Origin of the sequence: Pseudidiomarina donghaiensis (genome assembly GCF_900116895.1) — a bacterium.
GTDB lineage: Bacteria > Pseudomonadota > Gammaproteobacteria > Enterobacterales > Alteromonadaceae > Pseudidiomarina > Pseudidiomarina donghaiensis.
In genome coordinates this window covers 155,957-170,945 of the sequence record NZ_FPCF01000004.1, presented here as the reverse complement: position 1 = coordinate 170,945, position 14,989 = coordinate 155,957, and the positions used below count along the sequence as shown (strand labels likewise).

At 47.0% G+C, this 14,989-nt stretch carries 9 protein-coding genes and 2 tRNA genes; all 11 read right to left on the bottom strand.

All coding sequences use genetic code 11. The features are described from left to right. Window positions 1-22: 22 nt before the first annotated feature. Window positions 23-3,529 (bottom strand): DNA polymerase III subunit alpha, encoded by a 3,507-nt coding sequence (gene dnaE / locus BM334_RS08895; RefSeq protein ID WP_092840902.1) that lies wholly within the window; start codon window positions 3,527-3,529, stop codon window positions 23-25. A 59-nt stretch (window positions 3,530-3,588) separates the two neighbouring features. Next, window positions 3,589-4,506, bottom strand: a complete 918-nt coding sequence (locus BM334_RS08890; RefSeq protein WP_092840900.1) for a metallophosphoesterase — start codon at window positions 4,504-4,506, stop codon at window positions 3,589-3,591. Window positions 4,507-4,532: 26 nt separating this feature from the next. Then, entirely contained in the window at window positions 4,533-4,775 is a 243-nt protein-coding gene (locus tag BM334_RS08885; RefSeq protein WP_092840898.1) for a hypothetical protein, read from the bottom strand. An 85-nt stretch (window positions 4,776-4,860) separates the two neighbouring features. Further along, window positions 4,861-7,086: an NADP-dependent isocitrate dehydrogenase gene (locus tag BM334_RS08880; protein WP_092840896.1), complete on the bottom strand. Its 2,226-nt coding sequence runs from the start codon at window positions 7,084-7,086 to the stop codon at window positions 4,861-4,863. An 81-nt stretch (window positions 7,087-7,167) separates the two neighbouring features. Beyond that, window positions 7,168-8,376 (bottom strand): EAL and HDOD domain-containing protein, encoded by a 1,209-nt coding sequence (locus BM334_RS08875; protein ID WP_092840894.1) that lies wholly within the window; start codon window positions 8,374-8,376, stop codon window positions 7,168-7,170. Between the two features lie 97 nt (window positions 8,377-8,473). Further along, the gene (locus BM334_RS08870) at window positions 8,474-11,065 is read right to left on the bottom strand and encodes a TonB-dependent receptor (RefSeq protein ID WP_177215065.1); all 2,592 of its coding nucleotides are present in this window, start codon (window positions 11,063-11,065) and stop codon (window positions 8,474-8,476) included. A gap of 192 nt (window positions 11,066-11,257) precedes the next feature. Then, the gene (locus tag BM334_RS08865) at window positions 11,258-13,435 is read right to left on the bottom strand and encodes a M3 family metallopeptidase (RefSeq protein WP_092840892.1); all 2,178 of its coding nucleotides are present in this window, start codon (window positions 13,433-13,435) and stop codon (window positions 11,258-11,260) included. 113 nt (window positions 13,436-13,548) lie between these two features. Continuing rightward, on the bottom strand, window positions 13,549-13,896 hold the full coding sequence (locus tag BM334_RS08860) for a YkgJ family cysteine cluster protein (RefSeq protein WP_092840890.1): 348 nt from the start codon (window positions 13,894-13,896) through the stop codon (window positions 13,549-13,551). 41 nt (window positions 13,897-13,937) lie between these two features. Further along, window positions 13,938-14,014, bottom strand: a tRNA-Asp gene (locus tag BM334_RS08855). Window positions 14,015-14,043: 29 nt separating this feature from the next. Continuing rightward, window positions 14,044-14,120: transfer RNA gene (locus BM334_RS08850), tRNA-Asp, on the bottom strand. Window positions 14,121-14,297: 177 nt separating this feature from the next. Then, complete coding sequence (gene dnaQ, locus BM334_RS08845) at window positions 14,298-14,984, bottom strand: DNA polymerase III subunit epsilon (RefSeq protein WP_092840887.1); 687 nt, start codon at window positions 14,982-14,984, stop codon at window positions 14,298-14,300. Window positions 14,985-14,989: the final 5 nt, after the last annotated feature.

Genomic DNA, 14,989 nt, shown 5'->3' with positions numbered 1-14,989 from the left:
TTTGCCACTAATTAAGTTGCCATTAAAACTCTAATTCAACAGCTTGATTACCTAATCGTTGTTGTAATTCGTAAATCAATTCATCGGTTGGGGTCACATACCATTCTGTGGCCGCAACATATTCGGCTTCAACATCGGGCCGCACATAACGTATGTGCAGTGGGCAAGCGCCCTCTTTATGTGGCTCAATCAGCTGTTTTAGCTGCATTAAACCCTGCCCTTCAAGGTGCTCTGGACGAACCGATATGCGTAACGTCTTGGCGTATTGCTCTCGCATACCGATGATGGTCATCACTTCGCGAGCCGTCATTGTATTGGCTGCGGAGTAATCATCAAAGCTGACCTCTCCTTTTATCACTAAAATTTGGTCTTTTTCGAGCAAATGCTGATAATTTTCATAATCTTTAGCATAGAACCGTACATCAAAACGTGCCGTTTTATCATGCAAAGTCACAATTGCCCAGCGCTGGTTTTGTCGGTTCAGCATAGTTCGAACGTCAACCACTAACCCAGCCACCGTAGTGGTCTGATCGCGCCCTGTCGGTTTCACGTCAGCCAACACACATGGCACATAGTTTTTTAACTCGCCACGATAACGGTTTACTGGGTGCCCTGTTAAGTATAGCCCAAGCGTTTCACGTTCGCCTTCAAGCCACATGGCTTCTTGCCATGGCGCAACTTGCACAAACTCATGTTCAATTTCAACGTCGTCGTTGGCGGTCGCTAAAACCCCAAACAAATCACTTTGACCAATCGCCTCAGCGCGCGCATGTTGCTCTGCCTGACGCATGGCTTTTTCTAAGCTGGCCATAATGGTTGCGCGGTGTGGGCCGAGCGAGTCCATGGCGCCAGCTTTAATCAGTTTTTCTAGCACCCGACGATTAAGCTTCTTCAGGTCAACCCGACAGCAGAAATCAAATAAGTCGGTAAACGGGCCGTCAGCACGTGCGGCTAAAATCGCTTCAATGGGGCCCTCACCAACACCTTTAATGGCACCAATGCCGTACACAATGCGTTGTTCGGCATCTACCGTGAACTTATACTGCCCCACGTTCACATCGGGCGGTAATAGTTTAAGCCCCATGTTTTCGCATTCATCAACTAAGGTCACAATTTTGTCGGTGTTATCCATATCAGCGGACATGACGGCCGCCATAAACTCAGCTGGAAAGTGGGTTTTCATCCACAGCGTTTGGTACGACACCAAAGCATAAGCAGCTGAGTGTGATTTGTTAAAACCATACCCGGCAAATTTTTCCACCAAGTCGAAAATTTTGATTGCCAGCTCACCGTCAATGCCGTTCTTACGCGCACCTTCTTCAAATACCGCGCGTTGTTTGGCCATTTCCTCTGGCTTTTTCTTACCCATGGCACGACGCAACAGGTCGGCGCCGCCTAGCGAATAGCCAGCCAGTACCTGCGCTATTTGCATAACCTGCTCTTGGTACAAAATAACGCCGTAGGTCGGCTCTAATATCGGCTTCAACAGTTCATGTTGATAGTCTTTATCTGGGTACGATATTTCTTCGCGGCCATGTTTACGGTCAATAAAGTTATCAACCATGCCCGACTGCAATGGGCCTGGGCGGAACAAGGCCACCAGTGCGATGATGTCTTCAAAACTGTCCGGCAGTAGCTTTTTAATTAGCTGCTTCATGCCCGATGATTCAAGCTGGAATACCGCGGTGGTCGATGCCTTTTTAAGCAGTCTAAAGCAGCGCGGATCGTCAAGTGGAATGTGGTTGATATCAATGGGGGCTTTGCCATCGCGTTGGCGATTTGCATTCACCATATCAAGCGCCCACTGAATAATAGTTAGCGTGCGCAAGCCCAGAAAGTCGAATTTCACCAAGCCGGCGGCTTCAACGTCGTTTTTATCGAATTGGGTAACTGGTTGTTTGCCTTCTTCGTCGCAATACAAGGGCGAAAAGTCGGTGATTTTTTCGGGAGCAATAACCACCCCGCCCGCGTGCTTACCCGCATTACGCGTCACCCCTTCTAGAATGCGAGCCATGTCGATAATTTCACGCACATCGTCATCTTGCTCATACATTTCAACCAAGCGCGGCTCAACTTCAAAGGCTTTTTCGAGGGTCATGCCTGGGTCACCCGGCACTAACTTGGTAATTTTATCAACAAACCCATACGGGTGCCCAAGTACGCGGCCTACGTCACGTATTGAAGCCTTGGCTGCCATGGTACCGAAGGTAATGATTTGCGAAACCGCTTCGCGGCCATATAAGTCGGCGACGTGATCAATAACTTCATCACGACGATCCATGCAGAAGTCGATATCAAAGTCAGGCATCGATACCCGCTCTGGGTTCAAGAACCGTTCGAAGAGAAGATCGAGTTCCAGTGGGTCCAAATCGGTAATTTTTAGCGCGTAGGCCACCAAGGATCCCGCACCAGAACCCCGGCCTGGGCCCACAGGAATATTGTTATCTTTTGACCACTGAATAAATTCCATCACGATCAAAAAGTAACCGGGAAAGCCCATTTGGTTGATGACATCGAGTTCAATTTGCAGACGCTCATCGTAAGGTTTGCGTTGCTGTTGACGCTCTTGTTCATCAGGAAACAACACTTGCAGACGCTCCTCCAAGCCTTCTTGGGATTTCTTCACCAAAAAGTCTTCAGGGGTCATTCCTCCGGTTGGAAACTCGGGCAATACATATTCGTCAAGCTTGACCGTGACATTGCAACGCTTAGCTATTTCTACGGTATTTTCAATGGCCTCAGGAATATCGGCAAATAACTCAAGCATTTCTTCAGGGCTTTTCAAATATTGTTCAGCGCTGTATTTCTTCGGCCGGCGTTTATCATCAAGTGTATAACCATCGGCAACCGCAACGCGTACTTCATGAGCATTGAAGTCTTCTGGCTTTAAGAACATGACTTCGTTAGTGGCAACCACCGGCACATCACATTCAGCGGCTAAGGCAACAGCGGCATGCACATAATCATCTTCACCAGGGCGCCCGGTACGTTGCAGTTCAAGAAAAAACCGATCGGCAAAGTGTTGTTGATAAAAAGCGAGAGCTTCGCGAGCTTCAGCATGGCGGTTTTGTAGTAATTTGAGGCCAATATCACCCTCGCGACCACCGGACAATAATAATAAACCTTGTTGGTGCTCAGCTAACCAAGCTTGATCAACACAAGGCCGGCCAGCGCGATGACCAGCCAAGTAACCACGACTGATCAACTGCGTTAACTGCTGATAACCGTGATTATTCATAGCGATAGCGGTCAGTCGAAACGGTTGTTCCTGTGAATCACTACTCCAGCCTTCTGGAAGCACCCATAAGTCACAGCCGACAATTGGCTTTAAGCCGTTGCCATGTGCGGTGCGATAAAAACGTACCAAACCACACATATTCATTTGGTCGGTTAGCGCAACGGCTGGCATCCCTTTGGCAGCAACATCTTCACAGATAGGCTTGACCTTAGCTAAGCCATCGACCATGGAAAAGTCGCTGTGAACTCGCAGATGGATAAATTGAGGTGGTCGCTTGTTGTTTTCGCTCATGCGCTTAGTTCATACACTATTGTCAGTTATTATTGAGGTATTGTGCCGCAAGCGCGCGGCTATGTCATGACCCAAATAAACTTGTCATTACTTAATTGCTGCTCGCCATCGTAGCGATACGCTACCAGCCGGCCATTTGGCTGCGTAACAGACCAATCAAGGCAAGCAACCTGCGGGGTCAGTACATGGGGTGCGCCGCGCATCCAATAATGCCCAAAAAATACCGGCTTATCGGCGGCATAGCCAGGCATAACGGTATTCGGAATTTCACGGTCGGGTAAACTATGCAACGGTTCCACGCCCAAGGCTAAGTCACGATATTTGGCACTGTGTTCTTGCCACCAACGGGTGCGCATGGCGGTGCGTTTAACCCCAGCCTTGTCGTGAAAATGCAAGCCATCGGGTAACGCCACCTCCAAGCCTTTGCAGAGCGTTTCGATTGCGTGGTGCAGCTGATGCTCGTGATCATGGGCTGCATACCAAGCGGCTTCATCGCGTAGCCTGTTTGCTGGGCCGGTGTGGTCATCAACAACTTGCTTTGACGGCTCGTGCCAGCACGCATGTACAATTCGGCATTCGGGTAAGTCTAAATACAAAGGCAACTGACGAAACCAGGCTAAGGTGCTGTTGTACCAATCTGACTCTGGTTTTGCTTGCAACAAAAACTCACGATGATGCTTAAGGTTACCCGCACTGTGCTTGCGTAAGTAGTCACCTTGCCCATCGGGTAATGCCCAAGCCACTGCATTGAGTTCATGATTGCCCATGATCACTTGCGCGCTACCGGCATCAACCATAGCTCGCAAGGTATCGACCGTTTCCCGTTGCCCAGGACCACGGTCTATTAAGTCGCCAACAGATATAAGTTGGCGCTCAGCGTGTCGCCAAACACCAAACTTTTTCTCATAGCCAAGCTTTTTCAGTAACGTCAGTAGCTGGTCTGCATGGCCATGTACGTCACCGATAATGTCATACATAACTGATTATCAACGGCTCGCGTTGCTTATTCAAAGGTGCCTACAAAGGCTTCAATGCCTTCTTGTTTTAGCGCATCTAAAGCTTCATCCAAAGCATCTTGGTCGGTTTCAAATGGGTCTTCCCAAACCGTCGAGTTATTACCACTGTCGACAATTTCCAAAATCCAACCCGAGTCTTCGGTGCGGTATATATCAATATCTACCGTTTGGCCACCATCGCTATACTGCTGGCACAATGGGCTTTGAATATATTCTACGTTGTCTGTCATGGCCTAATCCTTGTATCAAAAAATAAGGGTGCCAGCACAACACTGACACCCTTTTATATTACACCGAATGGTTAAAGGTTCGGTATTAAAGACTTGCTAAAGCGCTGTTAAGCGTGGCTGATGGGCGCATCGCTTTATCGACTAACTTAGCGTTAGGCTGATAATAACCACCAATTTCTACGCTGTTACCATGCACGCCGTTAAGTTCTTCAATAATTTTGGCTTCGTTGGCTTGCATTGCGTTGGCTAATTTACCAAAACGTTCGGCTAATGCGCTGTCTTTAGTTTGCGCAGCTAATGCTTCGGCCCAGTACATACCTAGGTAGAAATGGCTGCCACGGTTGTCAATTTGACCAAGCTTACGCGCTGGCGACTTGTCGTTCTCAAGGAACTTAGCCGTTGCCGCGTCTAACGTATCCGCTAAAATTTGTGCGCGGTCATTGTTGTTCCGTTGCGCCAAATGCTCTAACGACGCAGCTAACGCTAAAAATTCACCGAGTGAATCCCAACGCAGGTAGTTCTCTTCAACAAACTGTTGCACGTGCTTCGGTGCAGAACCACCAGCGCCCGTTTCAAACAAACCACCACCGTTCATTAGTGGCACAATTGACAACATTTTCGCTGAAGTACCCAGTTCAAGAATTGGGAACAAGTCGGTTAAGTAGTCACGCAACACGTTACCGGTTACTGAAATGGTGTCTTGGCCATCTTTCATGCGCGCTAAGGTGTGCTCGGTCGCTTCAGTTGGCGCCATAATGCGTAAATCTAAACCGTCAGTGTCATGCTCTTTAAGGTAAGTGTTCACCTTTTTGATCAACTGCGCGTCATGAGCGCGGTTTTCGTCTAACCAGAACACCGCTGGCATACCGCTTAAGCGTGAACGATTCACTGCCAACTTAACCCAGTCACGAATTGGCGCGTCTTTTACCTGACACATACGCCAGATATCGCCTTTTTGTACGTCGTGTGAGAATACCGTTTCACCCGCTTGGTTTAATACAACCACGGTACCATCGGCTGGAATTTCGAAGGTTTTATCGTGAGAGCCATATTCTTCGGCTTTTTGTGCCATTAAGCCAACATTTGGCACTGTGCCCATAGTCGCTGGGTCAAATGCGCCATTGGCTTTACAGAAATCGATAGTGGCCTGATACACGCCAGCATAGCAACGATCTGGAATCATCGCTTTGGTGTCTTGGGTTTTGCCTTGACGGTCCCACATTTTGCCGCCATCACGAATCATCGCAGGCATTGAGGCATCAATAATGACGTCGCTTGGTACGTGCAGGTTGGTAATGCCCTTGTCTGAATTCACCATAGCTAATTCAGGCTGGCTGTCATATACCGCTTGAATGTCCGCTTCAATAGCTGCGCGCTCGTCTGCTGGTAACTCAGCAATTTTCGCTAAAACATCGCCAAAACCGTTGGTTGCATCAACGCCTAATTGCTTGAAAGTTTCAGCGTGCTTAGCAAACACATCAGCAAAATAAACTTTCACCGCATGGCCAAACATAATTGGGTCTGACACTTTCATCATGGTTGCTTTTAAGTGCAACGACAACAAAATGCCTTCTTCTTTTGCCGCGGCTGTTTCTTTGGCAAAAAACGCTTGTAACTGAGCTGCGCTCATACGCGCTGCGTCTACCACTTCACCAGCCAATACTTTCACTGAGTCTTTCAGTACGGTTTGGCCAGCAGGCGTATTTAATACAATTTTTAAGTCATCCGCTTGTGCAAAGGTCGTTGACTGTTCGCTGCTGTAAAAATCGCCGTCGCTCATGTGCGCAACGTGAGTTTGTGAGTCACTAGACCATGCACCCATACGATGCGGATGTTTTTTGGCGTAATTTTTTACTGACGTTGGTGCACGACGGTCAGAGTTACCTTCACGCAATACTGGGTTCACCGCTGAACCTTTAATTTTGTCATAACGCGCTTTCACATCGCGCTCTTCGTCGGTTTGCGGCTCAAATGGATAGTTTGGCAGGTTGTAGCCCTGTTGCTGTAGCTCTTTAATGGCTGCAGTCAACTGAGGAATAGATGCACTGATATTCGGAAGCTTGATAATGTTCGCTTCTGGCGTTTTCGCAAGTTCACCAAGTTCAGCTAACGCATCACCAATGCGCTGATCTTCGTTCAAGAACTCAGGGAAGTTCGCAATAATGCGGCCAGCTAATGAGATGTCGCGTGTTTCAACACTAACGCCTGCGGCATCAGTAAACGCACGAATAATTGGCAACAACGAATAGGTTGCTAAACGTGGTGCTTCATCAGTTTCAGTGTAAATAATCTTTGAACTATCAGTCGACATAGTGATTCCTATTCATTAGTTCAGGACAGAAAAAAGTGGCCCGAATTATAGCAGGATACAGCTCAAATCACTAGCTCAAGCTTACTGTTCAATAGTAACGTTGTTTAGCAGTTCGTTGACCAAGAAATGGCATTGCTGATAGACATCAAATAAATCACCATGCTTTTCTAATGGGTTCTTCATAGCAAGATCATATTCAAAATCTTCAACCGCTTTGAGGTACTCACCTAGATCGCCCTCGCTTTGCAATACCGCTGCACGAACCGCTTCTGAAATGTTGAGGTCTTGCAGAAAAGTTTCTTTATCAATGCCTAATAAAACATCTGAGCCTGCTAGTAACCCGACTAAAAACGCAGGCCCTGATAAGCGGTTAAAAGGATCTTTTTTGCGCGCTAACTCGCTGCACATGTACGCACGGGTTAGTACAAACTTTGTTTGTTCAGGAGCCTGTCCTTTCACCGAGACAATTAATAGAACCCATTTACGAAGCGGCTCAAGCCCAAGCAGCATGACGACTTCTTTAAGCGATTCAATTTTGCGCGTCACGCCATAATAAGGGCTGTTGGCAATTCGTAATAAATTCACCACCAACACTGGGTCGGTCTGTAACGCAGCAACTATTTCGTAAAGTTCGGGCTCTTCAGAGAATAATTGATTGATGACTAAAGTCAGCTGCGTAGCTGCTGCTGACGGTACACGTTTGCCTTCAACCACTGTCGGTTTGGCTAAAAAATAGCCTTGAAATAAATCAAAGCCGAGTTCTTTGTAGCGATTTAATGTGGCTTCGTCTTCAATACGTTCGGCTAACCACAATACGTTTAAATGCTGCAGTTCTGTATAACGTTGCTGGGCCACTTCAAACGGCGTGCGTTCAATATCAACTTTAATAATTGTGGCTAATTCCAGTAATGGCTGCCAACTATCTTGAAACTCAAAATCATCTAACGCAAAACGAAAGCCTTTGGCCACCCAGCGCTGAATAGCGTCAACTATTTCATCGGTTGGCTCAATTCGTTCAACCAGCTCAACAATAACGTGTTCTGGTGCCAAAGGTAAAAATAGACCAGACAGCAAAAACTCAGTCGATACATTCACACAGACTGGTAATTTTATGTGCTCAACGTAATCCAGCAGCCCTGTGCATAAGTTATATAAAACTTCGCTTGTTGCGACACTATCGCCAACTTCAAACGCAGTAATCCCGTCCTCATGACGGTAGAGTAACTCATGCGCGTAGATTTTACCTTTATGGTCGTAAATAGGCTGTGAGGCGAACAAAGTGTCTGGCATTCCATTACTCTCTTTCACATTTATTTTACGTCACTATATACCAAAAAAAAGAGGACAGAGCTAGCTCTGTCCCCTTTTGCATGATTTTTAGCAAAGGTTAAAACTTAAAGTTCAACTTCGCATAAGCAAAAGCTCCGCGTGGGTTATGAACGCTTGATGCATATCCATACAAGTCGCCATCGCCATCACCAATAGCAAATGGTGGCTCTTCATCAAGGATATTATTTACCCCAACACTAAACCGTGTGGATTGGCTGATGTCATAACGCATTTGTAAGTCCAACACCATATGGGCATCAATCGTACGTGCCTTCGAGCTTTCGACATCTTGCGGTGACTGATAGTCTTCGAACTCGCCTATGTAGGTGATAATTGCGGTAGCGCCCCAGGCATCGCGTGACCAATCTACGCTACCAATCCAGCGATGTTGTGGATAGTTATACTCACCCGCATAATCGATACCGTTTTTCTCAAACTTGGTCATGTACGTCCAACCTAGACCGAATTTAAGATCGCCAAAGTCACTAATGGGCAACAGATAGTTGGTTGACACATCAAGCCCGGTTGCTTCTTGCGAACTGATGTTGATATAGCTGTTGTACAAGGTTGATAGCGAACCTAAGGTTTCACCTGGCAGCGGCGGTAAGCGCACACAAATGGTGCTATTTTGATCATTACACTCAGCTGCATAAACCAGCTCATAGTTGTTTCGATCAATTTTATTGTCTTGCACAATTGACCAATAATCTAAACTAACATCCCAGCTATCGTTTACTTGCCAAACACCACCAATGTTCCAGCTTTCAGACTCTTCCGCCTCAAGGTTTGGATTACCACCAAAAACAATTGTGTAGTCAGTTGCGGCACAGGCTGGGTTGTTCGGATCTGGCGTTGGACAACGATAAGTATCGGTGAAAAACTGCGATACTTGCGATGGGCCTAAACCAATTTGAGCAAGCGATGGCGCACGGAAACCTGTGCCCGCCGATGCTCGAACGGTAATGTCATCAGACACAAACCACTGTATTTTGGCTTGCGGATTGGTACTTGAACCAAAATCACTGTAATCATCGTGACGTAGCGCTAAGCTTAACTCAAGCGTATCTGCCAAGGGCACCAGAAACTCGGCATATGCGGCCCATTGGTCACGCTCAGCCTGGGCGGAAACCGACTCCGTACCAAAAATAAGCCCGCGTTGGAACTGATCATCTGGAGTATCTACCACGTCTTCTTCGCGGTATTCAAAACCAGCGGCCATCGAAACCATATTATTTCCCAGCTTGAACAGCTCACCACTAATACTCGCATCCACTGCAGTAAGGTGCGATTCGCCACGGCGCACTAAACTCGTGGTAATCGCATCAATAACCGCAGGATCATTGGTTACTCCGCCAAACGGGTTATATCGGCCTGCATTAATTTCCTCTTGTAGAAAGTCGGTGCGCACCCAGCCTTGATCTTTGCTACCTGTTTGCAGGCCACGACTACGCGCTTTAGTGGCTGAGACATCCCATGCCCACGTATCAAGATAGCCGCGTAAGCCAGCCACAAACCGTAAGGTATCTGACTCAATATCCCACACTCGGTTACCAGCATCGACAGTACGATAACGGTTAATTTCTACCCGTTCACCCCATGGATTGTTTGGATGATTTGCCGGTACATACAAGCCCGCATCGCCATCTAACGGCGTTGCGGCCCCGCCAGCCTTCGAACTGTTGTGCTGAGCGGCAAACTCGATGTAGGCATCCATGTCACTCGTAATTTGAAAGTTAGACAACACCATAGCACCAACTCGCTCAGCTTCAGGCCAAGTCATGGTGGCTGGCCCATAATCGTAGACACAAGTTTGACCAAAAGTTTGTTCTGGCGGACAGTCTGGATCAATCACCACTTGACCGTTCAGAATGAAGTTTCCTGGATAACCACGAGAAGAGCGGAAGTCATTACCACCATAAGGAGCTTGGTTGGCGGTACCAAAGCGCCCCATTTCTGACCCCATAATCGACGTGTTTTTATAGTAGTCAAAAATCACCGTGGTGTTGCTCGTTGCTGAACCTGTCCCCCAAACTGTACTGACTGAAGTTTCGTCATAGCTAGGCCCTGTCGTGGCGCCATGGCTCAAACTAAGCTCCATACCTTCGTAGTCTTTGCGCAGAATAACGTTCACCACACCCGCCACTGCATCTGAACCATAAATAGCTGACGCACCATCTTTCAAGATATCGATACGCTCAATGGCGGCCACCGGTATTGTGTTGATATCAACAAATGAATTGGCAACACCTTCAGCAAACGCAGACACGTTAACGCGGCGACCATTCACCAGCACCAAGGTCGCATCAGCACCAAAGCCTCGTAAGCTTACCGCGGCCCCGCCATTGGCGGTTGAGTCTTGACTGTTGCCGCGGGTCGAAAAGGTGCCAACACCGGCCGCGGGGGAGCGTTCTAATAACTGCTGAAGATTGGAAAACCCCGAAGCTTCAATATCGTCACGAGAAATAATTTCTACTGGAGAGGCCGTTTCCATATCGGTTCGATTAATACGAGAGCCGGTAACCGTGATGCGCTCTTGCGCTTCAACTTCATTTGCTTCTGAATTGTCTTGCGCCAACGCTACTTGCGGCAGCGCGGTAGCCACTGCTATGGCACACAGCGACACCCCGAAAGGTAAATTGATTTTTTTCATAAATACATTCCCTGGTAATGTTATCTGTTGTTGTCGCAACTTCATGAGTTGCTTACTTATTTATGAAACAAATTTGAAAAAAATCAATTTAATTAACAGGCTTAACTATTTATTAACTTTATAAAGAAATTTTATTTGCACAAAAAAAAACAGAGCCGAAGCTCTGTTTTTCAATACCGATAAATTGAATGATTAATCAATTTTTGGTGTGGTTAAGCCGCGACGCTCAAGTAACGCTTCACCTGTTGGCTCTTGGCCACGGAAGTCAATGTACTGTTGCATTGGGTCTTTGCTGTTACCTTTTGACAAAATAGTGTCACGGAATTTCTGACCATTTTCGAGCGTTAAACCGCCCTGCTCTTGCATGTATTTGAACGCATCAGCAGCCAAAATTTCTGACCACATATACGCGTAATATCCAGCAGAATAACCACCGGCAAACACGTGCGCGAAGAAGGTTGATTTATAACGCGGCGGTACAGCGTCAATTGCTACACCATTGCGCTCAAGTGCTGCAGCCTCAAATGCGGCAACATCTTCAATGCTTGCTGCTGCTTCAGGCGTTAATGTGTGGTACTCAAAGTCCAACAAGGCTGACGAAATGTATTCAAGTGTGTCATAACCCATGTTGAAATTTTTTGCAGCCATGACTTTATCAAGCAATTCTTTTGGCATGGGTTCGCCAGTTTCATAATGCTTGGCAAAGTTGTTTAGCACTTTTTCGTTTAACATCCAGTCTTCTTGGAACGTTGAAGGGAACTCAACGTAATCACGCGATACTGACGTACCTGCCAATGATGGATACATCACGTCAGAGAACATACCGTGCAAGCCGTGTCCCATTTCATGGAACATGGTGCTTACTTCATCAAAGCTCAAGAAAGTCGGGCCTTCTGCAGCTTTTTTGATGTTTTGGTTGTTCAGAATTACCGGTTTGTTTCCTAGTAAACCAGACTGGCTAACAAATGAGCTCATCCATGCACCACCTCGCTTACCGTCACGGGTAAACCAGTCGCCATAGAATAAACCAAGTGTCTCGCCGTCAATGTCTTTTACTTCATAAACGCGGATGTTGTCGCCGTAGGTAGGAATGTCATCACGCTGCTCAAAGCTAATTCCAAACAGCTGGTTCATGGCATAAAATACGCCGTCTTCAACGACACGGTTAAATTCGAAATATTGTTTAACTTCTTCTGCATTTAGTGCATATTTTTCAGCACGCACTTTTTCTGCATAGTAAGCCCAGTCCCAAGGCTGAACTTCAAAATCACCGCCTTCGCTGTTGATCATGGCTTGAATTTCAGCTTTTTCAGCTTCAACGTTGCTGACAACTGCTGGTACTAAGTCACGCAACATTTTTTGTGCAGCTTGCGGGCTACCAGCCATGCTGGTTTCAAGAACGTAATCACCCCATGTGTTGTAACCCAACAACTGTGCTTTTTCTGCACGTAATTGCGCTAAGCGTTTCACTAACGGGCGGTTGTCAGTTTCGGTGTTACCGGTACCACGATAAGCCGAAGCTTCCCACACGCGCTGACGAACTTCACGATTTTCGAGCGACGATAAAATTGGCTGACGCGTGGTGTTAGTAATTGAAATAGCATACTTGCCTTCGTGCCCTGCCGCTTTTGCAGCGTCAGCAAGCTGCTGAATTTCAGTGTCGCTTAAACCCGCAAGTTGCGCTTTGTCATCAACAATCACCATATTTTCTTTGGCCAGCGCCATTAAGTTACGCTGAAACTCAGTAGTTAATGACGATAATTCGGTATTAATTGCGCGAATTTTGTCTTTTGCTTCTTCGCTTAGCTCTGCACCTGAACGCACAAAACCTTTGTAGGTGTCTTCCACTAAACGCAATGCTTCGCCTTCAAGGCTGTCGCGGTTTTCGTATACGGCTTTAACGCGAGCGAATAATTTCGGGTTTAATGAAATACTATCACCATGAGCGGCCATTAATGGCGCCAACTCGCCTTGCAAAGCGCGGGTCTGATCATTACCGTTTGAACCAGCAACGTTATAGAAAACTGATGCAACACGGCTTAATAAAGCACCAGAGCGCTCCATTTCAACGATCGTGTTTTCAAAGGTTGGTGCTTCAGCGTTATTCGCAATAGCTTCAATTTCTTTGCTATGCGCTTCCATACCTGCCAATAATGCTGGCTTGTAATGCTCAAATTTGATCTTTGAAAAATCTGGCGCGTGGAAAGGCAGCGAGCTCTCAGCATAAAATGGGTTGCTTTGATTAAATTCAACTGCTTGTGTTTGTTCGGTTTGAGCTGTTTCATTCACAGCTTGCGTTGCTTCTTTATCAGAACATGCAGCGACCGTTAATGTCGCGCCAATAGCAACAGCGATTAGGCTCTTGCGCATAAGGTATCTCCCTTGTGGTTGTATTTAACCCTACTAATGTAACCCCCTATGCAGATCGGCTCAAGAGCCATTCGTGGCGCAATTGTAACAATTTACCCCATTCATGCGGTATATCAGGCTACTTCTTGCACAGGAATAAGCGCAGCTAAACCATATTTAGCTCGCGCTTTGTCGCAATAGGGATTTGAGCCATTGATAGAGATATCAAACTCCCGACATGGACTCGGTCGATTTTGATATATGGTGCAGTTGACCTGCTGGCCAATTTCACCCTCTAACGCTACACAGCGCGGCTGTTTATTATTGGTGCCTTGCATACACAGCAAATGGGGATGAAAAGATTCGGTAAGTTCGCTAGGAACATAGCCTTCGGGAGCGCCAGTAGCTTCGCCCCAATAAAAAGACACACGATAAGACGCGCAGCAAGCCCCACACGTCAAGCAGGCGTTAGCCAAACTCATCGCACGACACTCCAATAAAGAGACTAGATAATCGTTTGAAATGGCGGAGCGGACGGGACTCGAACCCGCGACCCCCGGCGTGACAGGCCGGTATTCTAACCAACTGAACTACCGCTCCGCAGCGTTATTTAATCTATTTCAGGAAAGTGGCGGAGCGGACGGGACTCGAACCCGCGACCCCCGGCGTGACAGGCCGGTATTCTAACCAACTGAACTACCGCTCCGCTTTCCTGATTCTGGGTAACCCGGGTGGGTGCCCCTGAATGCGGAGCGAATATTACGAGTGCGGCATTCTATCGTCAACCTTTTTTTTCAACTTTTGTATCGTTTGCCTGAAAAATGCGCAAAACGTTGCAAAAGTAGCTAACTCTATAACCTAGTCGACCCTAAAATACCAAAAACTATTGCCACAAATGATTTTCAATTATAGCTAATCGCTGCTGATGAGCTTGCTCTTCATCTGCGTTGGCACGCACCACTTTCAGTGCGGGTTTATTTTCAATGCGCGTCCACCCTGTATTGTGTGAACCCTGCTGATTTTTATGTTGCCCAGCTAGCTCGAGTTTGGTTTGCCCGCCGGTCATCATCAGATAAACATCGGCTAACAACTCGGCGTCAAGTAATGCGCCGTGAAAGGTTCGATTTGAATTATCAATACCATAGGCTCGACACAGCGCATCCAAATTATTCTTCTGCCCGGGTCGCATTTCTCGCGCTAACATCAGCGTATCAAGCACGGTGCAGTAATCCGTCGTTTTCCCGGTGCCGTTACGCAACAATGAAAACTCATGATCCATAAAGCCAACGTCGAATGCTGCGTTGTGAATCACTAACTCAGCACCGTCAATAAAATCTAGAAAATCATCCGCGATTTGCGCAAATACGGGTTTGTCCTGCAAAAATTCATTAGTGATACCATGCACTTCAATCGCTTCTTGCTCAACTACACGCTGAGGGTTGATGTAAACATGAAAGGTTCGACCGGTTAGTTTTCGGCGAATCACTTCAACGGCACCAATTTCAATGATGCGATGGCCTTGTGCAGGATCTAAGCCCGTGGTTTCTGTATCAAGAACTATTTGTCTCATCGGCG

Bases quoted from the DNA above. Each gene is read 5' to 3' on its own strand.
- BM334_RS08890 (WP_092840900.1), bottom strand. From the start codon at position 4,506: ATGTATGACATTATCGGTGACGTACATGGCCATGCAGACCAGCTACTG.
- BM334_RS08865 (WP_092840892.1), bottom strand. From the start codon at position 13,435: ATGCGCAAGAGCCTAATCGCTGTTGCTATTGGCGCGACATTAACGGTC.
- BM334_RS08885 (WP_092840898.1), bottom strand. From the start codon at position 4,775: ATGACAGACAACGTAGAATATATTCAAAGCCCATTGTGCCAGCAGTAT.
- dnaE (WP_092840902.1), bottom strand. From the start codon at position 3,529: ATGAGCGAAAACAACAAGCGACCACCTCAATTTATCCATCTGCGAGTT.
- BM334_RS08860 (WP_092840890.1), bottom strand. From the start codon at position 13,896: ATGAGTTTGGCTAACGCCTGCTTGACGTGTGGGGCTTGCTGCGCGTCT.
- BM334_RS08875 (WP_092840894.1), bottom strand. From the start codon at position 8,376: ATGCCAGACACTTTGTTCGCCTCACAGCCTATTTACGACCATAAAGGT.
- dnaQ (WP_092840887.1), bottom strand. From the start codon at position 14,984: ATGAGACAAATAGTTCTTGATACAGAAACCACGGGCTTAGATCCTGCA.
- BM334_RS08880 (WP_092840896.1), bottom strand. From the start codon at position 7,086: ATGTCGACTGATAGTTCAAAGATTATTTACACTGAAACTGATGAAGCA.
- BM334_RS08870 (WP_177215065.1), bottom strand. From the start codon at position 11,065: ATGAAAAAAATCAATTTACCTTTCGGGGTGTCGCTGTGTGCCATAGCA.